The following is a 25,167-nucleotide window of genomic DNA, read 5'->3' on the forward strand; positions in this document are numbered from 1 at the left end:
CCTGATCCACGAATTGGTGATCTCACTATCCTCGACCTTCCGTGGCCTGGTGCTCCAGGCACTTCCTACGTGGAGCACCGAGCAGGGGGCCTGCAGGACAGGGTGGTCCTGCCGCAGCAGGTCAGCTCGATCTCTGTGTTCATGTAATCGATTTGGCTTCTAATCCTGCTCGACCCAATCGGCGGACTTCTGCCACGCCGTGCGTTCAGTCGCATCCGACCAGTGGGTGGTCATGAATCGGGATTTTGATTGCTTCAGAATATGCTCGATGACTTCGATGGATTCAGGAAGTAGAACCTCCCCCAGATCGACTCTCGCTTCACGTACGTCGGCGTGAGGGAGACGATACGTGATGATTTCGAGCCCCTCATCCGCTGCGTATTTCGCCAACGCAGAGAAATCCCTGTCGGGCCCCTCGGCGGCGATTACAATGCACCTTTCTCGCTCGTTCTTGATGGGGGATACTTCACTTCTCCATGTTGAATCCACCCCGTGGGCAGGGTAGGGGCCAACTCCCCCACAGGGGCGATATTTACGAACATTTACCATCTTCACGGAGAATCGCCACGCAAGGCCGAACAGAGATTGCCATTCGTTCAATGCGCGGTCGTTCGCGAAGTATGGACTGGCGAATCGAGAGACGGTCCAGCGCTCAACTTCTCCGATGCAGATGCCTAGTGAATTCATAAACCCTGTGACCAGCTCGATGGTCCCTTCGTTAATGCCGAGAAAATCTGGGGAGGTGACGTCGAAGCTGCACAACGCTCCAGAATCGATCGGCTGGCACACAGGGTGCCACAGTTCGAAGTTCGCAGATTGAATATCGTGGGTTGAAATCTTTTTGCCCCGTCCTGTTATTGTCCATTTCCGCGGAACTTCGAGGTCACTGAATAGTCGTCAATGGCATCGCCGCCCTTGCTTGAATTGCAGCTCTTGCACATGGGCACCAGGTTGGATATTTCATTGTAGAAATCCGTTCTCGTGGGATGTGTGGAATCTCTCCCTATCGTCATCCAGTGGACCGACACTGATGGCGAATTGTGATCGAGGCTCAGAAGCCCCTTGTCTTCTGACGGGTCGGCCAAATGTTTGGGCCTTCCTCCGTACGACGGGCAGACGTAACTCTCTGCCGTGCCGTAAAGTGAATCGGTCTTCCAGCGGTTAGAACTCTTCTTTTCCGCCTTCATTCGGGCCCGGTTGGTCTCTCGCCAAGATATGGTTGAGTCCCGCCATCCCCCGTAGACTCGCGTACGGAAGTTTTTGCCACGGTATTCGTTTTTGAGTTCGCCGTCCACTACCCAGGTTGATGCGTGTCCCAGTGACTTCAGGCTGGTGATCGCATGTTCTCGGCCAGCTTTTTCCAGCAACTCTGCTATGTCGTTTACCCTGGCATTCACCTCGTCTTCCAAGTGCTTCCTTTCCTTCATGTAAACGGACTCCTTGTCCAGCTTGTTCAGTTCCATTAGTAGAACTCTGAGCTGGGCGGCGATCTGGGCTTTGTCGTCGCGGTCGCTTCCGGAAACTTCGGCTATGGCTTGGTTTGTGAGATCTTGCAGCTTCTCTATCTTCTTCGAGGCCATGCCGACGGTGGTTCTGCCTTTTGTCGTGTCAGCGTAGAGAGTGTGTGGTTCCCCATTCATATTCAGCTGTTTTGTGACCGATACTTTGGCATCGGGTGAATCCGTATCCTTCTTCTGGTTTCCTTCCTCGCTCTTCTTGTCGCCCCTGAGCTTGTTCCAGAGGGCTTTGCCCTTCTTGACGATGAAGCCGACTATTTTGTCGATGGCGCGGTTGACGGGTCTGGCGACGGCGTGGAAGACGGATTTGACCTTGTTGGCGAGGGATCCGATGCCGAGGAGGGAGGCGAGGAAGCCGATCAGCAACGGCACACTGGCAGCAAGGGCGGTTTCGACCATCTTGGGGACGCCTGCGGTGCCGCCGTTGGCGATGGCGATGACGGCGTCGAGTACGGCGTTGACGAAGTCGATGATCTGGGCGCCCTGGTTCACGATGAACGTGACGATGTCGATGATTCCCTTGACCGCGCGGACGAAGGCGGAGGCGGGGTTGAGAAGGGAGATGATCCAGGTGATCCCGGCGATGATGACGGTGGGGATCAGGTAGCTGGTGAGTTTTTCGAGGATGGTCGCCTTGAGGTCGCCTGCTTCCTCGGTGATTTCCTTGATGGCGCCCGCGGGGCCCTCGGTGGCGAGTTTCTTCGCGACGGGGACGGAGGACTCGACGGCGGTCATGGCCTGGTCGGGGATGCCCTTGCGGGTGATGCGGGCGCGGATGTTCTCCCAGGTCAGGCCGAGGAGGGAGGCGATGAGCTGGATGATGCCCTTGAGGTCGAACTTCTGGGGGAGTTCGAGACCCGCCTTGACCGCGGTGCCCAGCAGCCAGGACACAACCCCGGTCTTGAGGTGGGTGGCGATGTTGGTGACGAAGAGCTGAAGCCCGGCGCCGACCGCGCGCACGAGGTTGCCGAGGAACCCGATGGGGTCCTTGATGATCTTCATGATCGCGGAGGCGGCCTTGGCGAGGATGCCGAGGAGGAGGTTCTTCAGTTCGTTGATTGTTTTGAGGGCGCCGACGATCGCGTCCTTCGCCTTCTGGACCAGGCCCTTGTTGGCTTCCTGGAGCTTCTTGATCTCCTCGTCGACCTTGTTCAGGGCGGCGGTGTACTTCGTCGCGAGGTCCTGGACGAGCTGCTCGGACTTCTCGTTGACGGTGGCTTCCAGGTCGTCGAACTTGCCCGCGAAGTCGGTGGCGGCCTCCTGGCCGAACTCGCGCAGGTCTGCGGGGAGCTTGTCGACCTCGGCCTTCAGCTCGGTGCGGCCCTTGGCTATGCGGGCCTTGGCCTTGCCCAGTTCGGTGCCGATGATGTCGGCGACGGACGAGATGACGGTCTGCATCTTCGCGACGTAGAGCTTGCGGGCTTCCTGGAAGAGGTCGTTGGCCTCTTTCGGCATGCCCATCAGCTTGTCCTTGGCCCACTTCGCACCGCCGAACATGCCTGAGTAGCGCTTGTCCTTGTACTTCTTCATGCGGCGCTTGTGGTCGGCGGTGAACGCGTCGCGGGCCGCCTTCTCGCCCGAGGTGAACTTGTCGTCGACCTTCTTGTCGAGCCCGGACAGGGTCTCCTCGACGTCCTTCTTCGTCCCGTCGTAGACCTTCTGGAGCTTGGCGGTGACCTCGGCGCGCTTCTTCTCGTCCTTCGACTTCGTCTCGCCCTTGCCGCCGTCCACCTGTTTGCCTGCCGAGGCCCTGGTCGCGGTGAGGGCGTTCAGGGCCTGGGTGCCGGAGGCTGCTGCGCCGGCCTTGGCGGTGGAGAGTTGCTGGGCCTCGGCTGCCTTGCCCTTGGCGGGGGCCTTCGCGGAGTCGGCTTCCGCGGTCTTCTTCGTGGACAGGGCCTGGTCGAACTCCGGCTCGTTGCCCTTGGCGAGCTGGTCCTCGGTGACCTCGGCGTCCGCCATCGCCCGGTTGTTGGCGGCCGGGCCCTGGGAGAAGTCCGTGACCGCGGCAGGCTGTTTCTCCGGGATCGCGTCGGCCGCGGACGGGGCGCCGGGGTTGGCGGGGGGCTGGTCCGGGGTGAGAGGGGTGACCGGCTTGTCCTTGGCCGCCGAAGTGTCCGGCGGGGCCTTCGTCGCCGTGTCGATGTCCTTGGCGGAGGAGTCTTTGCCGTCCTTGACCTTGCCGTCGACCTCGTCCTTGATCTGGTCGGCCTTGCCGGACTTGGAGAACTTGTCGGCCTGGTCGAGGTTCTTCGGGGCCTGGGCGTCGATGGCCTTGTTGACCGCGTCGATGAACGCCTGCTTGTTGAACTCGCCGGGCTTCGCGGCATTCATCTTCTCGGCGTTGGCCGCCTTGCCCTGGGCCTCCTTGTCGTCGGGGGGTGCGACGGCCGCGTCCTGCGCGGATCTGGACTCGGCGGCGGCGGGGGTGTGCGCGGCCAGGCGGACCTTCTTGGCCGCCACGTCCGCCCTGACCTTGCGGAAGCCGGGGGCCTGGGCGGGAGACGGTTTCACCGGGGCCGTGTAGCGCTGGGCGACCAGGCGGGAAACGGCCGCGTTGCCCGCCGCGCGTTGCAGGCGTTGCAGGCTGCGGGGGTCGGGGGCGGGGCGGTCGCCCGCAGGGCGTTCCGGTGCCGGCGCCGTTGTGCGGGAGACGTCCGGGTGGGCGGGAGAGGGGCGAGCAGGGGCGGGGTCCTTCTCCGTAACCGCCTTCATCCGCCCTCCCGGCCGCGCATGTGCCCTGTCGGTGTCCCAGGGTGTGCGCAGTGCTCGCGGGGTACGCAGGGCAGGCGCACCGCGGTCCGGGGCAGCGCCCGGCGGCACGTACAGCACGACGGTGTTGCCTGATCGGGCAGGGGCCGGTGCACGGGTGGGCGGCCGTGTGTCCGTTCCCGGTGATCGCCGGTGTCGCGAGAATTGCGGGCGTTCCCGGCCAAGGAGAGACTCACATGCCGTCGTACCTGTCCCCGGGCGTCTACGTCGAAGAGATCGAGTCCGGATCCCGGCCGATCGAAGGGGTGGGCACCTCGGTCGCCGCCTTCGTCGGCTTCGCCCGCAAGGGGCCGTTCGACGAGCCGACGCTGATCACCAACTGGAGCCAGTTCGCCGGCACGTTCGGTGACTTCGTCGACGGTACGTATCTGGCGTCCGCCGTGTACGGGTTCTTCGCCAACGGTGGCGGAGTCTGCTACGTGGTGCGCATCGATGACGGTACCGAGCCGCCGGCAGAAGGGGACGACGAACGGAGCGCCGGGCAGCTGCCCGCCGGATCGGAGACACAGCTTGGGCCGTACGCGGTGAGGCCCCGCCCCGGCGTGGCCGGAGAGATCACCGTGGAAGTGGCCGAGGTGGAGGGGGACGATCCGCCCTCCGACGTCTTCCAGCTGGTCGTGAAGCGGGACGGGCAGGTCGCGGAGACCTACGCGAGCGTCACGACCAAGCGCAGCAAGGAGAACGTCGCCACCCGGGTCAACGCCAAGTCGGAGCTCATCGAGATCCGCGAGACCGGGCGCGGTGCCGCCCCGGCCAGGCCCACGACGCAGAGCGTGACACTGGCCCCGGCCGCACCCGCAACGCCCGCCGCCGGGGCGCTGACCCCCGAGCTGTACGTCGGCGATCCCGACCGGCGGACCGGGCTCGGCGGGCTCGAAGCGGTCGAAGAGGTCACGACCATCGCCGTGCCGGACCTGATGAGCGCGTACGAACGCGGTCTGCTGGACCTGGAGTCGGTCATCGCCGTCCAGCAAGGGCTCATCAGCCACTGCGAGTTGATGGGCGACCGGGTCGCCATCCTCGACCCGCCGCCGGGACTGAGCCCGCAGCAGATCCGTGCCTGGCGCACCGACCGCGCCAACTTCGACTCGAAGTACGCCACGCTCTACTACCCCTGGATCCGGGTCGCCGACCCCTCGTCCGGGCGCGCCCGGCTCGTACCGCCGAGTGGCCACATCGCCGGGGTCTGGGCCCGCAACGACGAGTCGCGCGGGGTGCACAAGGCCCCCGCCAACGAGGTCGTACGTGGTGCGGTCGCCCTGCAGACCCAGCTGACCAAGGGCGAACACGATCTGCTCAACCCGATCGGACTGAACTGCATCCGGTCCTTCCCCGGGCGCGGCATCCGGGTCTGGGGCGCGCGCACGCTGGCCTCCGACCCGGCCTGGCGCTATCTGAACGTCCGGCGCCTCTTCAACTACCTGGAGGAGTCGATCCTCGCCGGTACGCAGTGGGTCGTCTTCGAGCCGAACGACGACGCACTGTGGGCCCGTATCCGGCGCACGGTGTCGGCGTTCCTGGTCAACGAGTGGCGTAAGGGGGCGCTGTTCGGGCTCACCCCGGAAGAGGCGTTCTACGTCAAGTGTGACCGCGAGACCAACCCGCCGGAGAGCATCGACGCAGGTCAGGTCATCTGTGAGATCGGGGTGGCACCGGTCAGGCCGGCCGAGTTCGTGGTCTTCCGCCTCTCCCAGCTGACCGGGGGCACCGGCGGCGTCGACGAGTAGCGGGGCCCGGTCCCCCTAGGTCCACCAAGCGGTAAGAGCCGTAAAGGAGCCTGTTGTGCCACTTCCCGATCTCGACAGCACCGTCGGGGCCTCCTTCGGCCTCGAATTCGACAGCGTCGTCATCAAGCAGATCACCGAGGTCAGCGGTCTGAAGATGGAGCAGGACGTCATCGAGCTGAAGCAGAACACCGCCGACGGCCGCTACGCCATCAAGAAGCTCCCCGGCAGGCCCAAGGCCGGTGAGGTGACCGTGACCCGCGGTCTCACCGAGGACAACAGCTTCGAACGGTGGATCAAGGACTCCCGGTTCGGCCGGATGACCGCGGCCCGCCGCAACGGTGCGGTCATCGTGTACGACCACGAGGGCATCGCCATCAAGCGCTACAAGCTCATCAACGCCTGGCCGAAGTCCCTGGAGATCGGGACCCTCAAGGCCGGTGACACCTCGGTCCTGACGGAGAAGCTCGCGATCACGTACGAAAGCATGGAACTCGACTGATGCGACGTACGACACAGGCGCCCGCTCCGGCCCCGGCCTCGGACACGGCCGGGGGGACGGAACGGCGATCCGGCCAACGGGAGCCGCTGCGAACCGAGTTCGCCTTCGAGCTGCCGCGCGGGTACGTCGACGAGACGGGCGCCGTGCACCACACGGGCGTCATGCGGCTCGCGACCGCGCGCGACGAACTCGTGCCGTTGCGGGACGACCGGGTGCGGGAGAACTCCGCTTACCTCTCGGTCGTGCTCATCGCCAGGGTCGTCACCCGGATCGGCACGATCGACGACATCCACCCCGGCATCATCGAGGACCTCTTCGCCTCCGACCTGGCCTTCCTCCAGGACTTCTACCGGCGGATCAACGCCGAGGGGCACACCCGTGCCGCCGTCTCCTGCCCGGCCTGCAAGGAGGAGTTCGCGGTGAATCTCGCCGGTGGCCGCCTGGGGGAATCGTGACGTACGCGGCCGACCTGCTCTACGAGGAGGTCGCGTACCTCGCCTATCACTTCCACTGGCCGCTCGATGAGCTGCTGGACCTGGAACACCCGGAACGACTGAGGTTCGTCGCACAGGTCGCTCGCCTCAACGGGCAGTAGCGAACAGCGCAGGGAGGGCGGGAAAATCCATGGGCCTGATGTCCTGGCTGCGCGGCGGCGGGCGTACGGAGGCGGGCGCGGGTGCGGGCGGCTCGGGCGCCGGTCCGGTGGCCGCGCCGCGCGAGCGGGTCGATCCGGCCGAACTGCCGCCCATTCAGCGGACCTTGGGCGCTCAGGATCTGGTGATCGATCCTTCCGGGTTCCAGGGGTCGCTCTCCACCCGGCAGGACACCTCGCTCGGTGCGCCCCTCGGGCACCTGGTCAGCCCGGACGCGCCCACGGGGCTGGTGCACGGGATCACCGCCCCGGCCGCCCCGGTCACCGCGGAGCACCCGTCGCCGGTGCAGCGGTCCGTGGAACGCCCGGGGGACCCGCCGGTCCGGACCGGGGTCGTACCCCTGTCCGTGTCCATGCCCGTTCCCATGGCCGTGCAGCGTGCCGTCGCGGGGGGTGCGCCCGCGATGACGTCGGCCGGGGAGTCGGCCGTGGCCGAGTTGCCGGTGCGGAGGTTGGTGGGCGAGCAGCCGCTCGTACCGGCCGTGGCTCCTGAGCCGGCGCCGGAGTCCGAGGTCCCGTCGCCGTCCACGGCCCCGCCCGTTCAGCGTTCGGTGCTGCCTGCGGCCCGGGACCGGCCCCGGCGGGCACCCGGTCTCGGTGTGCCGATGTCCGCGCTGCCGCCCACGGCGCAGCGGCAGACCGCCCACAACGGTCCGGAGACGGCAGGGGCGGGGACGGGCGGAGGAGCCGGTGAGGTGACCGAGGGCGTCGAGGCCGCTGGGAGCGCTGTGTTCTACGGGGCGTCCGGGGTGCCGGAGGCGGCCGCCGATACCGGGGGGCCCACTGCGCCATTGCTCGGCGACTCGCCTCTGCTGCCTGCCGCGTCGGAGTCCGTACCGGCGGCCCCCGCACCGGCGGTGCAGCGGACGTCCGCCGTGCCCGCGGGGGCACCGCTCTCGCCGCCCCCGCCCACCGGCCCGGTCGCGCCCCTGCTCGCCGACCGGCCCGTGACGCTCCAGGCCGGGCCGGGTAGCGGTGCGGGCGGCGGCACCGTACAGCGGTCGGCCGTGGACGGGTCGGCAGCGGTTTCTCCGGCCGGTACGGGGGCGATGTCCGGGGTGTCGCCGTACTCGCCACCGTCCCATCCGCAGTCCTCTCCGCCGGCCTCCGTTCCGGTGCGCTGGACGTCCGACCGGGAGGGCGTGCCCTCGGTGACGCCGTCCCCGTCCCTTCCGGCGGCGTTGCAACGTACGGCCATGGCTCCGGGGGAGGCGGTGCGTACGTCGCCCCCGCCACGTACCGCCTTGCAGCGTCAGGCAGTTGGCGGGCCCCCGGTGCCGCGTTCATTGCCGGGTTCCGGTAGCCGGGCAGCGCCGTCCACCACCTCCGTGCCGGAGCCGACCTCCTTCACCACGGCCGGTTCGGCCGCCGTGGCCGCCGGGGTCGCCCAGCGGATGGCGGACGGCAGCGTCGTCTTCGGGTCGCCACCGCCGTCGTACTCGACGCCCGTCGTGCAGCGCGAGACGGAGAGTGAGGAACCACCACCTCCGGATCCGCCCCAGGAGGCCGCGGCCGAAGCCGAGTCCCAGCCGGAACCGGAACCCGGGCCCACGGCCGACGCCCCCGGTGCGCCGGGCGCTTCCACAGCCACCTCCGCCCCCGGTTCCGCCGCCGGTGGAGCGCCCGTAGTCACCGACGAGCTGGTGCGCGCCCTGTACGCGCCGCTCAGCAGGCTCTTCAAGGCCGATCTGCGGCTGGAACGCGAACGAGCGGGATTCCTCATCAACACCAGGCACTGAGATCCACACCAGGCACTGGGACCCACACCAGGCACTGAGATCGAGAGGTACGGACCATGGCCACCGCCCAGGAGAACGACCCCGCCGTCAGTGTCTGCTTCGTCGTCACGATCGACGACATCGAGCTCGGATCGTTCAACACATGCGACGGGCTGGGCTGTGAAGTGGTGCTCGAAACACGGGAGGAGGGCGGCAACAACGGGCATCTGTGGCAGCTGCCGACCCGCCTGAAGTACTCGAACGTCAAGCTGTCCAGGCCGCTCACCAAGGAGACCGAGAAGGTCGCGCGCTGGTTCGCCACCATGACCACAGGGTTCAGCCGCAAGACGGCGCACATCGAGGCGCGGACCGGGGACGGGCAGAAGGTGGCCCAGTGGGGGCTGCTGGAGGTCGTGCCGGTCCGCTGGACCGGGCCCTCCTTCTCCCCCGAATCGCCCAAGGTCGCGATGGAGACGATCGAGATCGCCCATCACGGCTATGTGATGGAGGGCTGAGCGTCGTGAGCGGTGCGGGTCCCATCGCCTTCAGCGCCGCCGGTACGTCGGGGGCATCGGCCGCGAAGGCGGGCAGGGGAGGTTCGGCCCGGCCCAAGCTGGAGCACGCCTATCTGGAACTGCGGACCCCGCCGACCGGCGGCGGCCTCACCCCCGGCGGCCCGTGCGGGCGGATCGACTTCCAGTTCAACCCCAAGGAGCTCAGCCTCACCAAGGCCGCTTCCTGGAAACGGAGTCCGGCCAAGGGCGCGAAGAGCTCCGGCCCGCCGGAGTACCAGGGCTCGCAGCCCAGCAAGCTCACCGTGGAGATGTTCTTCGACGCCAGCGACACCCAGGACACCCGGGTGGTGACCTCCGTGGAGCAGCTCTTCGCCTGCTGCGTGCCGACCAACGAGACCCGGCAGCAGCAGCGGTCCTCGCCGCCGTGGGTGGTCTTCCACTGGGGCGGGCTGACCGGGTTCCCCGGCTACGTCAGCCAAGTACAGGCGAAGTACACCCTGTTCACCACGTCGGGCGTGCCGATCCGGGCCGTCTGCCAGGTGACGATGGAGGAGATCAGCGGCGACACCCCGGGCCAGAACCCGACCTCGGGCGCGCTCGCGGCCCGCCGGGTGCACCGGCTGGGCGCCGGGGACTCGCTGCCCTCGCTCGCCCAGCGCGAGTACGGCGACCCGGCGGCCTGGCGGGTGATCGCGGAGGCGAACGGGATCGACGACCCGCTGCGGCTGGCCCCCGGACGGCAGCTGCTGCTCCCCGCGCTCGACGAGCTGAACCGGCTCGAAGAGGCTGCCAGGGACGGAGGGCGGTCCTGATGGCGCAGCCGGGCGTCGCGACGGCGCTGGTGGTGGAGTTCGGCGGCAGCCCGCTGCCGCCCAAGTTCGTGAACACGCTGGTCGAGGGGTACGTCGACGACAGCCGGACGCTGCCCGACCTGTTTCTCCTGCGGTTCCGCGACCCGGACCGGGTGCTGCTGGAGCAGACCGGGCTGAAGATCGGCAGCGAGGCCCGGCTGCTGGCCCGCGCGGGCGGCGACTCGGCACCGAAACCGCTGCTCAAGGGGGTCGTCACCGCCTTGGAGGTGGAGCTCGACGAGACCGGCACGTTCACCGTCGTACGCGGGCTCGACGAGTCGCACCGGCTGTTCCGCGGGCGCCGGGTGGCCAGCTACCAGAACATGACGCTCGCCGACATCTGCGCCCAGGTCGCCCAGCGTGCCGGCCTCAGGCCGGGCACGGTCGACGTGGCCGGTCCGGTGCTCGAACACATCGCCCAGCCCAACGTCACTGACTGGGAGTTCATCCGGGACCTGGCCGAGGAGGCGGGCGCCCAGGCGTATGTGCTCGACGGCCGGCTGCACATCACCCGGCCCGCGGAGGCGAGCGGCGCCCCGGACGGTTCGGCGCGCGCCGACCGAGATCCGCTGGTCCTGGAGATGGGCAGCAACCTGCTGCGCTGCCGGGCCGGGGTGTCCTGTGCCGAGCAGGTCTCCGAGGTCGAGGTGCGCGGCTGGGACGTCAAGGCCAAGCAGCCGCTCGTCGGGCGGGCGCCCGCCGGGAAATCGGCGACGCTGGAGCTGGGGGTGAGCGCGGCCGAGGTGACCGCCCCGTTCGGCGAGGCGCGCTTCGTGGTCACGGACGCGGCGTACGGGGCCCAGGCGCAGGTGGACCAGGCGGCGAAGGCCTTGGCGGAGCGGATCGCCGGGTCGTTCGCGGAGCTGGAGGCGGTGATCCGGGGGAATCCTGAGGTGCGGGCCGGCAGCGCGGTGGCGCTCAACGCGGTGGGGGCGCCGTTCGAGGGGCGGTACACGGTCACGTCGTCCCGGCACGTCTTCGACCCGGTGCGCGGGTACGAGACCTGGCTCACCGTCTCCGGTCAGCAGGAGCGTTCGCTGTTCGGGCTGACCGGCGGTGGGCCGGGCTCCGGCGGGGCCGGTGGCGGGGGCGGTTCGCGGTGCGCGGGGCTGGTCAGCGGGACGGTCACGGACACCCACGACCCGGAGGGCTCCGGCCGGGTCAAGGTGCGGTTCCCCTGGCTGTCGGACGAGTACGCGAGCGACTGGGCGCGCACGGCGCAGTCCGGCGGGACGAGCGGCGGCGAGGCGTTCATCCCCGAGGTGGGCGACGAGGTGCTGGTGGGGTTCGAGCACGGGCACCTGGACCGCCCGTACGTCCTCGCCGGTCTGTACAACGGGAAGGACCGGCCGTCCCAGGGAAGCGGCAGCGGAGGCGGAGGCGGTGGCGGGGGACCGGCCGGCGGTGGGCCGGGCGGCGCGGCCGGGGCCGTGGCCGGAGCCGTGACCGGCGAGTCGTCCGACTCGGGACCCGCTTCGGAACCGGCCCCGGGAGCCCCGCTCGTCGACCCGACCAGCGGGGCCGTCAACCGTCGCTCGATCGCCTCCAAGAGCGGCAACCAGCTGGAGATCCTGGACGACGCCAACGGCCCGCAGGGCGTGCGCCTGCTCACCGGCGACGGAAAGCTGAAGATCGATCTGGACCGCAAGGGCACCGTGATCGTGATCAACAGCGACGGCAGCGTGAACATCGAGGCCAAGCAGCAGGTGTCCATCAAGGCGGCCCGCGGGGTCGCGCTGGACGGCGGCCAGGGAGTCCTCGAACTGAGCGGCGACAGCGTCACGTTGAAGTCCCGCAGCGGAGTGAGCGTCGACGGCGGGAACGGCGAGGTCAAGCTCGCCACCGGCGGCACGGTGGCGGTCCGGGGCGCCCAGGTCGCGGTCGACGGAACGCAGCGCACCGAGATCAAGGGCGGCTCGTCCCTGTCCATCAACGCACCCATGGTGAAGATCAATTGACCGCGCGGACGCGCCGATCGAGAGGAACGCACTGCCATGTCAGCAGCCGCACGGGTCGGTGACCCCACCGGACACCCCGGCACGGTCGGGCCTCCCGGCGTCCCGTCCGTGCTGATCGGCGGGCTCCCCGCCGCCACGGTCGGCACCCCGCACCTGTGCGCGTCGCCGCCGCCCGCGGTGCACGCCCCGTCCGCGATCGCCCCGTCCGGCAGCACCACGGTGCTGATCGGCGGGCGGCCCGCCGCCCGGGTCGGGGACCGGGCCGCCTGCGGCGCACCGATCGTGTCCGGGTGTCCGACGGTGCTGATCGGAGGCTGAGCGGCCATGGGACAGGAGTTCATCGGCGCGGGCTGGGCCTTCCCGCCGCGCACCGACGCCACCGGGTCCATCGCCCTGGTGCGCGGCGAGCACGAGCTGGAGGAGTCGATCCGGCTGATCCTTGCGACGTCACCGGGCGAGCGGCCGATGCGGCCCGAGTTCGGCTGCGCCGTCAACGACTACGTGTTCGCCCCGGCGGACGCGGGCACGGCCGGGCAGCTCGCGTACGAGGTGCGGCTCGCGCTGGACCGGTGGGAGCCCCGGATCGAGGTCACCGAGGTCGTCGTCCGGTTCGACGAGGCGGACAACGGCGTCCTGTACATCGACATCGGCTACACCGTGCGGGGCGCCAACGACCCCCGGAACCTGGTCTTCCCGTTCTATGTGATCCCGCAGCACGAGGAGGTGGACGGCGCGTGACGCTGCCCAGCCCGTATCTGGACGACCGCCGCTTCCAGGGCCTGGTCGACGAGGCGAAACGGCTCGTCCAGCAGCGCTGCCCCGAGTGGACCGACCACAACGTGTCGGACCCCGGGGTGACCCTCATCGAGGCCTTCGCGACCATGGTCGACCAGCTCGTCTACCGGGTGAACCGTGTCCCGGAGAAGAGCTATCTGACCTTCCTCGACCTGATCGGGGTCCGCCTCCACCCGCCCACGGCCGCCCACACCGATGTGACGTTCCGGCTCTCCGCGCCGCAGCCCGATCCGGTACGGGTGCGGGCCGGCACAGAGGTCGCGACCGTACGCACCGAGACCGAGGAGGCGGTCGTCTTCACGACCGTCGGGGAACTGTCCATCGTGCCCTGCGAGTTCGCGCACCTCGCCACCTGGCCGACGTCCGGCGACGCCCTGGACCGTACCGAGGAGCTCGCGCTCGGCCGGTCCGTACCCTGCTTCGGCACCACGCCCGCGCCCGGCGACGCGCTCTACGTGGGGCTGTCCGCGGCCGTCCCCTCGGGGGTCGTCGTGCTCCGGCTGGACTGCGCCGTCGAGGGCGTCGGCGTGGACCCGCTGCGGCCGCCGCTGATCTGGGAGGCGTGGGACGGCAGCACCTGGGCGGCCTGCGAGGTCGAGAAGGACGACACCGGCGGCTTCAACCGGTCCGGTGAGCTGATCCTGCATCTGCCGCAGGGCCACACGCCCGCCGTCGTCGTGCGCCGGACGGGTGGCTGGCTGCGCTGCCGCCTGGTGGAGGCGGACCCGGGCCAGCCCACGTACATGGCGCCCCCGGTGGTCCGCCGGATCACCGCGTTCACGATCGGCGCGACCGTCGGCGCGGTGCACGCCGAGACCGTCACCGACGAGGTGCTCGGCCCGGCCGAGGGCGTACCCGGCCAGACCTTCACGATCAGCCGCCCGCCCGTCGTACCCGGCGAGTTCGTCGTCGAGGTGGCGGATCCGGCGGGGAGTGGCCCGCAGGACACGGAATGGACCCGGGTCGACGACTTCGCGCACTCCGGCCCCGAGGACCGGCACATCACGCTCGACCCCAACTCGGGGCGGGTCGAGTTCGGTCCGGCGGTACGGGAGCGGGACGGCTCGATCCGCTACTACGGGAAGGTGCCGCCGAAGGGCGCCACCGTACGCGTGCGCTCGTACCGCACCGGCGGCGGCGTGCGCGGCAATGTGGCCCGCTCCACCCTCCGGGTGCTGCGCAGCGCCATCCCGTACGTGGCCCGGGTGGAGAACCGCAGCCCGGCGCTGGGCGGGGTCGACGGCGAGACGGTGGAGAGCGCCCGGGTGCGCGGACCGATGACGCTGCGGACCCTGCACCGGGCCGTCGTACCGCACGACTACGAACTGCTGGCCCGCGAGGTCGCACCCGACGCGGCCCGGGTGCAGTGCATCCCGGCCGGCGAGGACTCGGCCGTCGAGGCGGGCGGGGTGCGGCTGCTCGTCGTACCGGCCGGGCGCAGCGACGAGCAGGGCCGGATCCGGTTCGACGAACTCGTCCCGCCGCAGCACACCCTCGCCCTGATCGCGGGCCATCTGGACGAACGGAGGCCGATCGGAGCCCGGTTGGTGGTCGAGCGGCCCTTCTACCAGGGGGTCACGGTGGTCGCCACGGTCCAGGCCCGCAGGGGTGTCGTGCTGGAGCGGGTGCGCGAGGAGGCGCTGACCGCGCTCTACAGCTACTTCAACCCGCTGAGCGGCGGACCGGGCCGCGACGGCTGGCCGTTCGGGCGGCCCATCCAGTCGGGCGAGGCGTTCGCCGTGCTGCAGCAGGTGGCGGGCGTGGACCTGGTGGAGGACGTACGCCTCTTCCCCGCCGACCCGGTGAACGGGCAGCGCGGCGAGCCCACCACCAAGATCGCGCTGGACCGGCACGCGCTGGTCTTCAGCTACGAGCACCAGCTCCGGGTACGGGAGGCCTGAACGCCATGCGCACAGCCGTGACCGGCCTGCCGACACCGCACCCGCTGATCGAACAGCTCCCGGCGGTCTACCTGGAGCAGGACTTCCTCCAGCGGTTCCTCGCGGCGCTCGACGACGTGCTCGCCCCGGTCCTGCTCTCCATCGACAACCTGCCCGCCCACCTCGACCCCCGCAGCGCGCCCGAGGACTTCCTCGCCTGGCTGGCCCAGTGGGTGGCCGTCGACACCCGCTCGGACCATCCCGTCGAGCAGCGGCGTGCGACGGTGCGCGGCGCGGTCGAGCGGCACAGCAGGCGGGGCACCCGGCGCGGTCTCGCGGAGGCGGTGTTCCTGGAGACCGGGATCGAGCCGGAGATCGTGGAGAGCGGCGGCACGGCGTGGTCGACGACACCGGAGACCCGGTTCCCGGGCGGCCCGCTGCCGTGGGTGACGGTCCGGGTCCGGGCCGCGCAGCCGTACCAGGTGGACCGGGTGCGGCTGGAGGAGCTGATCCGTACGGAGATCCCGGCACATGTGGGCTTCGACCTGGAGGTCCTGTGATCTGCGAGTCGTGCGGGCAGAACAACGCGCCGGGGACGCAGTTCTGTACGTCGTGCCAGGCGTTCCTGGAGTGGGAGGAGCCGGAGAGCGGGACCCCGGCGCCTTCCACCACTCGGCCGCCCCGGGCACATTGGGCTCCCCACGTTCCTCCGGTCGCCCCGTCCCCGCAGCCCCAGCCGTCCCCGCAGCCTCAGCCGTCCCCGCAGCCTCAGCCGCAACCGGCGCCGCAGCCCTCACCCCAGCCCCCCGTTGCCGCGACCGCCGCCCCGCGGCGCCCCGGTGACGAGACGAGCGAGCCCGTGCCGGGGCCCGAGGCGCTGCCCGACGTACCGCCCGAGACCGCGAACACACCCCCGGGCCCGTCACCCGTCGTGCCCGTCCGCTGCCCCAACTGCCGTGCGGAGAATGCACCGGACCGCACCCTGTGCATCCGCTGCGCGCTGCTCCTGGACCCGGGCCCGCCGCCCGATGTGCGGCCGCCCTGGTGGCGCCGGATCTTCCGGCGGCGACCGCGTCAGGCGCCCACCGCGGGCACCCGGCCGAGGCGCCGGCTGTGGCGCCGCCCCGGTCTGGCCCTGCCGATCGTGCTGATCGTGCTGGCGTGCGGAGTCTGGTTCGCCCTTCCGCACCTGTCCGCCTGGTTCGGCTTCGCCAAGGACGAGACCGGTACGCCCGAGGCGGTGCCGCCGACCCGGTTCCGGGCCTCCAGCACAGCTCCGGGGCACGGGGCGGGTGCGGCGTTCGACGGCTTCAACAACCGTTACTGGGCGCCCTCGGCCGCCGGACCCGACACCGGGGCGGGCCAGTACGTGGAGTGCGACTTCGAGCAGCCGGTGCGCGTACTGAAGCTGGTGGTCTTCTCGGGCACGTCGGCCAAGATGGACGAGTTCCTCACCCAGGCCCGTCCGGCCAAGGTCACCGTTGTGCTGACCTCCGCCGACGGAACCAGCGTCAGCAAGAAGCTGCGGGTCAAGGACCAGCCGGGCCAGCAGACCTTCGACCTGCGTGGTTCGGAGATCGTCAGGGCCCGGCTCACGACCGACACCACGTACGGAGCGGGCCCCGGCCGGCGGCTCGCCGTCGCCGAGATCGAGTTCTTCGGCCGGAGGCCCTGAGGCCGCAGTCCTGAGCCGCAGGCCCTGACGCGGGCTCATCCAGCGGACAGCGTCACCAGGTTGTCGGCCTGCGCGAGACCGCTCTCCTCGACGACCTCGCGCACGCTCTGAGCCTCGCGCACCAGCGCGAACCGCACCCGCCCCTCGGCGTCGGTGCGGTAGCCGTACACCGCGGTCCGGGGCAGCGAGTTGTACGAGAAGTGCGAGGAGAAGTAGTACGCCCCGGTGTCGTACAGCGCCACCACGTCGCCGGGTTCGACGGCGGGGAGTTCGCGCGCGGTCGCGGTGAGGTCCCCGGCGAAGCAGCAGGGGCCCGCGATGTCGACGGTCTCGGCCGGACCCTGCTTGGGGCGGCCCGCGGCGTCGAAGACCCCGACGCGCAGCGGCCAGGAGCCGGGCATGAACACGGTACGGGTGGCGACCTGGGCGCCCGCGTGCGTGACCGCGATCCGCCGGCCGCCCGCGGACTTGGTGTACTCGACGACGGTGCCGATCGTTCCGCTCTTGGCGAGCAGCGAGCGGCCGAACTCGGTGACGAGGGTGTAGCGGCCGTCGAAGAGCCCGGGTACGGCCTCGCGGAGTCCGGCGACGTAATCGGCATACGTGGGCCGGTCCTCCTCGCCGTCGAAGTTGACGGGCAGGCCGCCGCCGATGTCGATCCCGGTGATCCGGGCTCGGCCCAGCCGGGTGTTGATCCGCTCGGCCAGCTCGTACGCCGTGCGGATGCCCTCGGCGACGAGCGGCAGCGGACAGCCCTGTGAACCGACGTGCGCGTGCAGCCGGTTGAGCCACGGGCGGCGCTCGAACGCCTCGATCACCGCGTCCTCGGCCCCCGCGTCACGCAGCGCGACGCCGAATTTCGAGGTCGCGGTCGCGGTGCTCATGGCGCCGATGGCCCCGGCCCCGACCTGCGGGTTCACCCGGATACCGATGGGTCCGGCGGCTTCCCGGCCGGCCAGCAGGCGGTCCACCCGGGCCAGTTCCTGGAAGTTGTCCAGGTTGACCGCGATGCCATGGGCGAGCGCGAACACCAGCTCCTCGACCGTCTTCGCGGGGCTGTCGAAGACCAGCCGCTCGTACGGGAACCCGGCGGCGAGGGCCTGCTCCAGCTCACCGGGCGAGGCCACCTCGCACCCCATCCCCGCGTCCGCGAGCAGCCGCAGCACCGGCACCAGGCCGCACGCCTTGGCCGCGAACGTGTGCTGCACCGGGGCGGGGCCCTCGAACGGCCCCTCGAACGCCTCGTTCAGCGCCTCCACCGCGGCGAGCACACCGTCCACGTCGAGCAGACCGACCACGGGCGAGTGCGGACCGAGCAGCCCGTCCTCGACGGCACGCGCCAGTGCCACCGTGCGGCGGTCACCGCGCCGCCCGGCCGCCGAGCCTGAAGTCATGCCCACCATCACAACGCCCCTCCGTCTGTCTCGCCGTCACCTACGGACAGCTTCGGCGCGCGGGGCCCGGAGCGTCTTCGACCGACACGACGACGCCTGTCCGGAGCCTTTGCCCTGCCGGACAACCGAACGATCAACCGCGGCGCGCACGGTCCGTACGGAGCGGCCCTCGGCGGGCCGCGAGCCGCAGCCCGATGTCCGCCAGCAGCCGCACGGCGGGGTCGGCGGGATCGACGCCGAACAGCTCCCGGGCCCGGCGCAGCCGGTACCGCAGGGTGTTGGGGTGCACATTGAGACGCCGCGCCGCCGCGCCCGTGTCGCAGGACGCGTCCAGGTACGCGGTGACCGAGTCGCCGTACGCCGAACCGTGCGCCCGGTCGTGCTCCACCATCGCGTGCACCGGCCCCGACAGCGACCCCCACAACGGCTCCACCCGGTCGAGCAGCCGGAGCACCGTCGCCTCGGGGACCACATCGTCGTACGCCGCCACCGCCGACACCACCTCCCCGGCCGGCCGCCCCGCGGCACGGTCCCGCAGCACCCGCACCACCAGCTCCGCGGCCTCCCGCGAGGCGGGCAGCCCCGACAGCCCGGCCGCCACCGGCCCGGCACCCGCGAGGACCACCTCGCGCGGCACCGACCGTACGGTCGCCAGCAAGGAACGCGACGGGTCGGCCTCCCCGTCCCCGGCCGGGACCAGCACGTACAGCTGCCGCCCGGACCGCGCGGTCACACACCCCGGCCGGTACGCGGCGGCCTGGAGCGCGAGCACGTCCAGCACCCGCTGCCCTGCGGTGACAGTGGAGAGGGCCTGCTCTCCGTGCGCGTCGTACGCCTCCGCGACCACCACCGCGTACGGCCGGTCCGCCGTGATTCCGGCCTCGTGCGCGGCCCGGACGTTGCCCTTCAGCAGCGCGTGCACCGCCCCTTCCCGGGCCCTGGCCGCCGCCCGGCCCCAGGTCTGGTGGTGGGACAGATGGGGCACGGCGGCCCTCGCCGCGGTGCGCAGCGCCGCCACCGCGTCCCCGGCGAGCGGCCGTCCGTCGGCGGCGGCCCAGATGGACCCGAGCACTTCGGGCCCATGGCGGACCGCGATGGCCAGCCGTTCGGCGTACCGCGCGTCGGCGGGCAGCCGCACCACGTCCTCGGTGCTCCACAGCGCCCGGAAGAAGCCGCTCTCGCGGAGCTCGACGACCCGCCAGCGCGGGACCTCCTGCCCGAGGATCGTCAGCCGGCGCATCGGATCGGGTTCGTGGTCCAGCCGCGAATAGGCCAGCACCCGCGACTGCGGGTCCTCGATGGTGATGGCCCCGCCGACCAGGTCCGCCACCGTATTGGCCAGCCCGGACAGGTCGCCGAGCCGCAGCGCCCCCACCCCGGCACTTCCGGCGGCCCCGGCCGGGGCGCTGTGCACCAGGGCGGTCCGCAGCCGGCCGAGCACCTCCGTCCAGCCCTGCCCCGGCCGCCGGGCCAGCAACGCCGTACGCCCCCGGCCCGCCGCCTCCAGCAGCGCGGCCCGCGGCCCCCGGGCGCCCCGCCGCATCACCACAGCTGCCGCCCCGGCCCGGTCGGCGGCGCGCAGCACGTCGACCGCCTCGGGCGAGGCGACCTCCACACCGACCGCGAGCAGGACCGGCCCGGCCGCCGCCCACGCGTCGTCGAGCCCTTCCGGGTCACCGTCCTCGCACTCCGCGCCGTCTTCGTCCTCCCGCACCTCGCCCGGGTCGAGCAGCACCACATCGGTCACCGGCACACCGGTACCGCGCGGCGCCACGACGACATCGAGCATTCCGGGGTCGATCAGCCCGAGGATCTGCTCCAGCGAGGGCCCGGTCTCGTGCCGGTCCGGTCCGTGTGTCGGCATCCGCTCATCATCGTCCGGACGACCGGCTTCAGGAACGGAGCCCGTCGGGCCGGCTTCAGGAACGGAGCCCGTCGAACGAGACGTTCAGATGACGGGGCCCGCGCAGCACGGCGTTCTGCCGGTACGGGGGCGGGTCCTCCACCAGCCGTGGGGCGTCGAGCCGCCGGGCGAGCGCGGTCAGGGCGAGTTGGGCCTCCAGCCGGGCGAGGGGTGCGCCGAAGCAGTTGTGGATGCCGCTTCCGAAGCCGAGGTGCTGGATGTCCGGGCGGTCGGGGTCGAAGCGGTCGGGGTCGGGGAACCGTTTCGGGTCCCGGTTCCCGGCGGCCAGGACGAGCCAGACGGAGGCGCCCTTGGGGATGGTGGTGCCGCCGATGTCGATGTCCGCCAGGGTGGTGCGCTGCGGGAGCAACTGCACGGGCGGCTCGAAGCGCAGCAGCTCCTCCACGAGCCGGACGGCCAACCGCGGGTCGTCGCGCAGCCGTTCGAGGACGTCGGGGTTGCGCAGCAGGGTGAGCGTCCCGTTGGTGATGAGGTTGACCGTGGTCTCGTGACCGGCGATCAGGAGCAGCGCGGCGGTGCTGAGCACCTCCATCCGGGTCATCTGCCCGTCCGGGCCGTGCTGGGTGACCAGCGCGGAGAGCATGTCGTCGCCGGGGGCGCCGCTGCGTTCGTCGATGAGCCCGGAGAGGTACATCCCCAGTTCGGTGCGGGCCTCGTGGGTGGCGCGGCGCTGCTCACCGGGGTCCCCGCCCGGGTCCGGGTCGAGTCCGGCGGCGATGGTGTCGGCCCAGGCGTGGAAGCGTGCCTCGTCCTCGCGCGGAATGCCCAGCAGCCGGCAGATCACGGTGACGGGGAAGGGGTACGAGAAGTCGTCGACGATGTCGACCTGCTTCCGGTCCCCGAACCCGTCGATGAGGCCGTCGACGATCCGGGTCAGTTCGCCGCGCATGCCGTCCACGCGCCGGGGCGTCTCCGGCGGCCCGAACGGGCGCATCGTCATCCGGCGCAGCCGGTCGTGCTCCGGAGGGTCCAGCCGCAGGAAGGCGGGCGGCAGCGGTGAGGCCTCCTCCTCCTGGAGCAGGGTGCCCGCGGCGCCGGGGGAGAGGTTGCGGGCGTCCGAGCTGATCCGGGGGTCGTGCAGCAGACTCTTGATCTCCCAGTACGTGCTGACGACGAACAGCTCGTCCCCCTCCTGCCGTACCGGCTTCTTGCGCAGCTCGGTGTAGAGCGGGTACGGGTCGGCACGGTTGGCGTAGTCGGTGATCTGCCGCAGGAGTGTGTCTTGCGTCATGGTGGCGGGGTCCTTGCTGGGGTCAGGCCCGGGCGGGGGTGAAGGTGATCCGCTGGTCGGTCGGTGAGTAGCCGCTGACGGTGACGGAGGGCCCGTGGGTGGGCAGGGAGGGGTCCGGGAAGTCGGCCGGGACCGGCCGCAGGCCTTCGGGGCGGCGGTCCACCGAGGGGTACTCGGGCGGGAACGGGGCGGCCGTTTCGATCTGCCGCTGGTAGAACTCCAGCCACTTCGTCTGGTCGAAGGAGACCGCGGCGATGACCCGGCCCTGGTACCCGTACACGCCGGTGAAGCGGTGGTCGGCGAGTGAGCCCTGGGCGACGATTACCTCCTCGCCCAGCGAGGGGACGCCGACCGACTTGATGTTGACGCCGAACTGGGAGGACCAGAAGGCCGGTACCCACAGATGGGGGCGGCGTTCGGAACTGCTGCTGATCATGTTGTGCGCGGCGGTCTCGGCCTGCGCGACGGCGTTGCCCCAGTGCTCCAGGGAGAGGAACTGGTATCCGAAGATCGCGTGCGGGGACCGGGCGACATCACCGGCGACGAAGATGTCGTCGGTCACGATGCCCCGGATGTCGAAGGCCCGGCACCCCGCGTCGCAGGCGATTCCGCGTGGACCGGCGCCGACCCCGGATCCGGCCAGCCACTCGGTGTTCCGGGTCGCGCCGAGCGAGACGACGGCGACATCCGTGTCGAGGGTGGTGCCGTCGGACAGGTGGGCGCGCCGCAGCCGGCCCGCCGAGTCGCCCTCAAGACCGGTGACCATGATTCCGCAGCGCAGGTCCACCCCGTGTGAGCGCTGGAGTTCCGCGGCCACCTGGCCGACCACCCCGCCGAGCGCGCCCACCAGGGGCGCCGCCCCGCGTTCGGCGACGGTCACCGCCAGCCCGCGCTCGCGGCAGGCCGAAGCGATCTCCGAGCCGGTGAAGCCCGCGCCGATGACCAGCACCCGGCGCGGCGACGCGGCCAGCCGCCGATGGAGCCGGGCCGCGTCGTCGCGGGTGCGCAGCACGAAGACCCCGTCCAGTTCGGCCTCCGCCGGATGCGGCCAGGGCCGGGCCCGTACCCCGGTGGTGATCAGCAGCCGGTCGTACTCCACCTCGTCGCCGTCGGCCAGCCGCACCCGCCTGGCCGCCATGTCCAGCCCGGTGGCGGCGACCCCGAGCCGCCACTGCGCGTCGAGCCCGCGCCGCCGGGGCAGCTCGGTGTGATCGGCGGACGCGTGGTCCAGCAGCACCTGTTTGGAGAGCGGCGGACGGTCGTACGGCTCGTGGGGTTCGTCGCCGATCAGCGTGAGCGAACCGGCGAAGCCCTCCTTCCGCAGCGTCTCCGCGGCCCGCAGACCGGCCAGGGAGGCGCCGACGATCACGATCCGCCCCTCGCGCCTCAGCCACTCCAGGGCGTGGTCACCGGACACCGGACGGCCCCTCTCCCACCGCGGCCGGTGCCTCCTGCGGGTACTCCACCAGGATGGCCTGCACCGGACACGCGGTGGCGGCACGCAGCACATGTTCGCGCTGCGCCTCGTCGGCGTGGGGGTTGTACAGGAGGGATTCCTCGCCGTGCATGGCGAAGACATCGGGTGCCAGGAATGCGCACTGCGCGTACCCCTGGCACCGGTTGAGATCGACGACAAGCCTCATCAAGGGGCCGCCCTTCCAGTAGTACTCCGAGCACTCCCGCCTCAGCGTGCGAGGGCCGTTCCGGATCCGCGAGCACAGGCGGACCGATGGAGTTATCGCCGGACCGATGGAGTCACGGCTCGACGCGGAGTCATCGGCGGGCCGACGGGGCCACTGCCTGAGCGCCGGGGTCACCGCCTGACCGGCGGACTCGCGGTACCCGCCACGAGGATGTGGAGGCCGACGCCCAGTGCCCACAGCGGGAACACCAGCTCGGACCAGGCGACGCTGTTCGTCACGAAGAGCAGGGTCAGACCGGTGAGGGCGCCGAGGACCGTGAGCGGGCGTGGCAGGACGCCGAGCCGGTGTCCGATGGCGGAGGTCGAGAAGATGAAGACCGCGGCCATGCGCATCGCGTAGGAGGTCAGCAGGCCGTACGTGAAGTGCCCGCCGAACACCCACAGTGGGCCCCCGGTTTCGGCCCCGGACGAGCCGGCCGTCGCCAGCAGGCTGCCGGCCGCCGCCGCGGCCCCGAAGAGGGTCGCCACGAAGACCAGGCCGCTGCCCAGGAAGACGGTGGCGAGGAACTTGTCCTCGGCGTCCCCGATGCGTGCGCGCACGGCCCCCATGAACCACAGGAAGGAGATGCCCGCGAACGGGACGAGTCCGAGCGCCGTCCGCACCGTGCGCCGGCGCGAGGGATCGGAGAGCCACTCGCCGGAGCCCGTGCCCGGCTCGGACGGGATCGCCAGCCGGATCATGACCATGGCGGCGGCGAGCAGCAGGGCGAAGACGACCCCGGCCGTTCCCGCGGCCCGCGGAGTACGCAGAGCCCGGCCCCGCCCGTCCGATCGTGTCTCCGGTCGCGGCTCCATGGGCGTCCGCTCGCCTCCTCCGGCTCCGGGGCCGTCACCGGCCCGACCCCTGGGACCAGCAAGCCCCCGAGCGGGCTCCGGTGCCACCCGGAACGGGCGGGAGGGTGAGCGGGAGGGCCGGGGGCCCTCGTCTCAGCGTGCGAGATCGGCCAGAGCGCGCAGCCCCTGGAGCACTTCGGCGGCGGTGGGAGCGGCGGCCGGGTCGCTGAGCCACTGGGCCACCAAGCCCGACATCCTGGAAGAGCCTCGGCTGACCTCGGGGGCGGGCCGGGTCAGCCGGCCCACCGCCCCGAGAGGAAGGTGACGGCGACGATCGTCGTCAGCGGCGCCGCGACGGTGAGGTAGACGGTCCTGACGCGCGGGCTCCGCAGGCTCCAGGCGGCGAGCCCGGTCCACAGGGGCCACCACAGCAGGGTCGCCCGGGGCATGGAGGTGTACCAGTAGGACGTGCCCAACGCCCACAGGCTGAGCGCGATGTACGCCGCCTCCGCCCAGCGCCGCCGCCAAAGCAGCAGGCCGCACAGCACCAGGCCGACGACCATGGTGAGGAGTTCGGCCTGGCACATCAGGGCGTACCCGGTGGCCTGGGAGTGCCCGAAGGCGGCGTGCCAGGTGTTCCGCCACGCCTCCCAGGGGGTGTGGAAGTCGCGGTACCAGCCGCGTTCCTCGGCGTGCTTCCAGGCCATCCAGTCGCCGGTGTGCGCGTGGAGGTACCAGCTGTGGAGCAGCGGCGGCAGGGCGGGCAGCGCCAGCCAGGGGAGACGGCGCCAGTGGGCGGGGGCACGGGCGGTCACCAGGAAGTGGACCGCGAGGGCCGCCGCGAGGAAGAGCCCGCTGACCCGGACGGTGGTGGCCAGACACGTGAGTACGGCCGCCAGCGGCCAGTTGAGCCGCTGGGCGGCCAGCCAGGCCGGGAGGGCGAAGGCGAGGAAGAGCGCCTCGGTGTAGCCCGCGGCGAGGAAGACCGCGCACGGGGACAGCAGGAAGAACATCGCGGCGCGCGGCCCCGCACCGCCCCGCGGCAGGTGCAGCCGGGCGATCCGGCCCAGGGCCAGTACGGCGATCCCTCCGGCGACGAACGAGATCAGCGCACCGGCGGCCGCCCAGCTCGGCACGACGGTGTGCACGGCCCGCAGCAGGAACGGGAAGCCGGGGAAGAAGGCCTCCCTGTTGTCCCAGTCGGCCGTCCAGGGACCGGTCCCGTCCGGGAAGTAACCGGACTGGGCTATGTGCAGGTAGTGCCACCAGTCCCACCGCTGCCACGACGAGAGGAGGGAGCCGGCGTGACGCGTCCCTCCCCGGTCGGGAAACAGCCACTGGGTGCAGTAGGCGGTGGTCCAGATGCCCACCCGGGTCAGCAGGTAGAGCCACAGCACCTCACGGTCGGCGGGCCCGAGCCGCATCACCGGCCGGGCCGAGGGCTTCCTGCCCGGTGCCGGGGCGTCGCGGGGCGCGTCGGAAGCGGTCCCGGCCCCTCGGGGCGGATGCTCGCGCGGCGGCCGTGGCCGTCGGGCGGTGGAAAGGCTCACAGCACGATCTCCAGCGTCGGTTCAGCGCACACCGAA

At 71.0% G+C, this 25,167-nt stretch carries 22 protein-coding genes; 13 read left to right on the forward strand and 9 right to left on the reverse strand.

All coding sequences use genetic code 11. From position 1 onward, the window contains the following. Positions 1-159 precede the first annotated feature (159 nt). Positions 160-789: a hypothetical protein gene (locus tag ACIRJP_RS20860; protein WP_404176067.1), complete on the reverse strand. Its 630-nt coding sequence runs from the start codon at positions 787-789 to the stop codon at positions 160-162. Between the two features lie 65 nt (positions 790-854). Beyond that, positions 855-4,229 carry a hypothetical protein gene (locus tag ACIRJP_RS20865; protein ID WP_404176070.1) on the reverse strand — a complete coding sequence of 1,125 codons (3,375 nt, stop codon included), beginning with the start codon at positions 4,227-4,229 and terminating at the stop codon, positions 855-857. Between the two features lie 233 nt (positions 4,230-4,462). On the opposite strand from ACIRJP_RS20865, the gene ACIRJP_RS20870 reads away from it, so the two are divergent. The 13 genes from ACIRJP_RS20870 (at position 4,463) to ACIRJP_RS20930 (ending at position 16,556) form a co-directional block, all read left to right on the forward strand. Then, the gene (locus ACIRJP_RS20870) at positions 4,463-6,013 is read left to right on the forward strand and encodes a phage tail sheath family protein (RefSeq protein ID WP_404176073.1); all 1,551 of its coding nucleotides are present in this window, start codon (positions 4,463-4,465) and stop codon (positions 6,011-6,013) included. Positions 6,014-6,068: 55 nt separating this feature from the next. Beyond that, on the forward strand, positions 6,069-6,512 hold the full coding sequence (locus tag ACIRJP_RS20875) for a phage tail protein (RefSeq protein ID WP_072488539.1): 444 nt from the start codon (positions 6,069-6,071) through the stop codon (positions 6,510-6,512). Further along, positions 6,512-6,967 (forward strand): hypothetical protein, encoded by a 456-nt coding sequence (locus ACIRJP_RS20880; RefSeq protein WP_404176076.1) that lies wholly within the window; start codon positions 6,512-6,514, stop codon positions 6,965-6,967. Before ACIRJP_RS20875 ends, ACIRJP_RS20880 begins: the two co-directional genes overlap by 1 nt. Further along, complete coding sequence (locus ACIRJP_RS20885; RefSeq protein ID WP_093549683.1) at positions 6,964-7,107, forward strand: DUF6760 family protein; 144 nt, start codon at positions 6,964-6,966, stop codon at positions 7,105-7,107. The genes ACIRJP_RS20880 and ACIRJP_RS20885 overlap by 4 nt, the downstream gene beginning before the upstream one ends. Positions 7,108-7,136: 29 nt before the next feature. Next, positions 7,137-8,903, forward strand: a complete 1,767-nt coding sequence (locus tag ACIRJP_RS20890) for a hypothetical protein (protein ID WP_404176079.1) — start codon at positions 7,137-7,139, stop codon at positions 8,901-8,903. 56 nt (positions 8,904-8,959) lie between these two features. Further along, positions 8,960-9,397 (forward strand): phage tail protein, encoded by a 438-nt coding sequence (locus tag ACIRJP_RS20895; RefSeq protein ID WP_266731122.1) that lies wholly within the window; start codon positions 8,960-8,962, stop codon positions 9,395-9,397. A gap of 5 nt (positions 9,398-9,402) precedes the next feature. Beyond that, on the forward strand, positions 9,403-10,209 hold the full coding sequence (locus tag ACIRJP_RS20900; RefSeq protein WP_404176082.1) for a peptidase M23: 807 nt from the start codon (positions 9,403-9,405) through the stop codon (positions 10,207-10,209). Next, complete coding sequence (locus tag ACIRJP_RS20905) at positions 10,209-12,206, forward strand: VgrG-related protein (protein WP_404176085.1); 1,998 nt, start codon at positions 10,209-10,211, stop codon at positions 12,204-12,206. Before ACIRJP_RS20900 ends, ACIRJP_RS20905 begins: the two co-directional genes overlap by 1 nt. Positions 12,207-12,242: 36 nt before the next feature. After that, on the forward strand, positions 12,243-12,524 hold the full coding sequence (locus ACIRJP_RS20910; protein WP_404176087.1) for a PAAR domain-containing protein: 282 nt from the start codon (positions 12,243-12,245) through the stop codon (positions 12,522-12,524). Between the two features lie 6 nt (positions 12,525-12,530). Further along, positions 12,531-12,944, forward strand: coding sequence for a GPW/gp25 family protein (locus ACIRJP_RS20915; protein WP_124720016.1), 414 nt, complete (start codon positions 12,531-12,533; stop codon positions 12,942-12,944). After that, positions 12,941-14,902 (forward strand): putative baseplate assembly protein, encoded by a 1,962-nt coding sequence (locus tag ACIRJP_RS20920; protein WP_404176090.1) that lies wholly within the window; start codon positions 12,941-12,943, stop codon positions 14,900-14,902. The genes ACIRJP_RS20915 and ACIRJP_RS20920 overlap by 4 nt, the downstream gene beginning before the upstream one ends. Positions 14,903-14,907: 5 nt before the next feature. After that, the gene (locus ACIRJP_RS20925; protein WP_404176093.1) at positions 14,908-15,441 is read left to right on the forward strand and encodes a phage tail protein; all 534 of its coding nucleotides are present in this window, start codon (positions 14,908-14,910) and stop codon (positions 15,439-15,441) included. 299 nt (positions 15,442-15,740) lie between these two features. Next, positions 15,741-16,556 (forward strand): discoidin domain-containing protein, encoded by an 816-nt coding sequence (locus ACIRJP_RS20930; RefSeq protein WP_404176096.1) that lies wholly within the window; start codon positions 15,741-15,743, stop codon positions 16,554-16,556. Positions 16,557-16,591: 35 nt separating this feature from the next. Here the strand turns inward: ACIRJP_RS20930 and ACIRJP_RS20935 are convergent, their stop codons facing one another. From ACIRJP_RS20935 to ACIRJP_RS20965, 7 genes are all read right to left on the reverse strand, one after another. Continuing rightward, positions 16,592-17,950 carry a diaminopimelate decarboxylase gene (locus ACIRJP_RS20935; protein WP_404176099.1) on the reverse strand — a complete coding sequence of 453 codons (1,359 nt, stop codon included), beginning with the start codon at positions 17,948-17,950 and terminating at the stop codon, positions 16,592-16,594. Between the two features lie 133 nt (positions 17,951-18,083). Next, positions 18,084-19,814 carry a PucR family transcriptional regulator gene (locus ACIRJP_RS20940; RefSeq protein ID WP_404176102.1) on the reverse strand — a complete coding sequence of 577 codons (1,731 nt, stop codon included), beginning with the start codon at positions 19,812-19,814 and terminating at the stop codon, positions 18,084-18,086. Between the two features lie 55 nt (positions 19,815-19,869). Then, entirely contained in the window at positions 19,870-21,105 is a 1,236-nt protein-coding gene (locus tag ACIRJP_RS20945; protein ID WP_404176104.1) for a cytochrome P450, read from the reverse strand. A 22-nt stretch (positions 21,106-21,127) separates the two neighbouring features. Then, positions 21,128-22,522 (reverse strand): NAD(P)/FAD-dependent oxidoreductase, encoded by a 1,395-nt coding sequence (locus tag ACIRJP_RS20950; protein WP_404176107.1) that lies wholly within the window; start codon positions 22,520-22,522, stop codon positions 21,128-21,130. After that, positions 22,512-22,748 (reverse strand): ferredoxin, encoded by a 237-nt coding sequence (locus ACIRJP_RS20955; RefSeq protein WP_351264774.1) that lies wholly within the window; start codon positions 22,746-22,748, stop codon positions 22,512-22,514. The genes ACIRJP_RS20950 and ACIRJP_RS20955 overlap by 11 nt, the downstream gene beginning before the upstream one ends. 170 nt (positions 22,749-22,918) lie before the next feature. Beyond that, positions 22,919-23,602, reverse strand: coding sequence for a hypothetical protein (locus ACIRJP_RS20960; RefSeq protein WP_404176110.1), 684 nt, complete (start codon positions 23,600-23,602; stop codon positions 22,919-22,921). Between the two features lie 272 nt (positions 23,603-23,874). Continuing rightward, complete coding sequence (locus ACIRJP_RS20965) at positions 23,875-25,131, reverse strand: mannosyltransferase family protein (protein WP_404176113.1); 1,257 nt, start codon at positions 25,129-25,131, stop codon at positions 23,875-23,877. Between the last annotated feature and the right edge of the window lie 36 nt (positions 25,132-25,167).

The organism is Streptomyces sp. NPDC102437 (assembly GCF_044765565.1).
GTDB lineage: Bacteria > Actinomycetota > Actinomycetes > Streptomycetales > Streptomycetaceae > Streptomyces.

Excerpts from the sequence above, each read along its gene's own strand:
- ACIRJP_RS20940 (WP_404176102.1), bottom strand. The coding sequence starts at position 19,814 with ATGCCGACACACGGACCGGACCGGCACGAGACCGGGCCCTCGCTGGAG.
- ACIRJP_RS20945 (WP_404176104.1), bottom strand. The coding sequence starts at position 21,105 with ATGACGCAAGACACACTCCTGCGGCAGATCACCGACTACGCCAACCGT.
- ACIRJP_RS20910 (WP_404176087.1), top strand. The coding sequence starts at position 12,243 with ATGTCAGCAGCCGCACGGGTCGGTGACCCCACCGGACACCCCGGCACG.
- ACIRJP_RS20960 (WP_404176110.1), bottom strand. The coding sequence starts at position 23,602 with ATGGAGCCGCGACCGGAGACACGATCGGACGGGCGGGGCCGGGCTCTG.
- ACIRJP_RS20865 (WP_404176070.1), bottom strand. The coding sequence starts at position 4,229 with ATGAAGGCGGTTACGGAGAAGGACCCCGCCCCTGCTCGCCCCTCTCCC.
- ACIRJP_RS20905 (WP_404176085.1), top strand. The coding sequence starts at position 10,209 with ATGGCGCAGCCGGGCGTCGCGACGGCGCTGGTGGTGGAGTTCGGCGGC.
- ACIRJP_RS20915 (WP_124720016.1), top strand. The coding sequence starts at position 12,531 with ATGGGACAGGAGTTCATCGGCGCGGGCTGGGCCTTCCCGCCGCGCACC.
- ACIRJP_RS20890 (WP_404176079.1), top strand. The coding sequence starts at position 7,137 with ATGGGCCTGATGTCCTGGCTGCGCGGCGGCGGGCGTACGGAGGCGGGC.
- ACIRJP_RS20925 (WP_404176093.1), top strand. The coding sequence starts at position 14,908 with ATGCGCACAGCCGTGACCGGCCTGCCGACACCGCACCCGCTGATCGAA.
- ACIRJP_RS20870 (WP_404176073.1), top strand. The coding sequence starts at position 4,463 with ATGCCGTCGTACCTGTCCCCGGGCGTCTACGTCGAAGAGATCGAGTCC.
- ACIRJP_RS20935 (WP_404176099.1), bottom strand. The coding sequence starts at position 17,950 with ATGACTTCAGGCTCGGCGGCCGGGCGGCGCGGTGACCGCCGCACGGTG.
- ACIRJP_RS20955 (WP_351264774.1), bottom strand. The coding sequence starts at position 22,748 with ATGAGGCTTGTCGTCGATCTCAACCGGTGCCAGGGGTACGCGCAGTGC.
- ACIRJP_RS20895 (WP_266731122.1), top strand. The coding sequence starts at position 8,960 with ATGGCCACCGCCCAGGAGAACGACCCCGCCGTCAGTGTCTGCTTCGTC.
- ACIRJP_RS20880 (WP_404176076.1), top strand. The coding sequence starts at position 6,512 with ATGCGACGTACGACACAGGCGCCCGCTCCGGCCCCGGCCTCGGACACG.